The sequence below is a fragment of the Sulfitobacter sp. HI0040 genome (assembly GCF_001634885.1).
Lineage (GTDB): Bacteria > Pseudomonadota > Alphaproteobacteria > Rhodobacterales > Rhodobacteraceae > Sulfitobacter.
On sequence record NZ_LWEX01000424.1, the window covers coordinates 1 to 268 of the forward strand.

1 protein-coding gene is annotated in these 268 nt (G+C 58.6%); it reads left to right on the forward strand.

Translation table 11 applies throughout. From position 1 onward, the window contains the following. The coding region (locus A3728_RS17640; protein ID WP_150120868.1) for a PAS domain-containing protein at positions 1-268 on the forward strand (268 nt) is incomplete at both ends.

The window sequence follows — 268 nt, forward strand, 5'->3', positions numbered from 1 at the left end:
GCGGAACGCCTCTACGGCTATACCGCCGAGGAGGCGATCGGCCAGTCGCTGGAGATGCTTTACCCCGCCGACTGGCCCAAGACCATTGAGCAATATCGGGACGAGATCATCGCCGGCAAGTTGACCAACTTCGAAGCCACCCGCGTTGACAAGAATGGCGAAGAGCGTCTGGTTTGGATCAGTTGCGCCCCGATCCGTGGGGCCGACGGTGATATCGTTTCAATCTCGAACATACATCGTGACATCACAGAGGTCCGGCAGGCCGAAA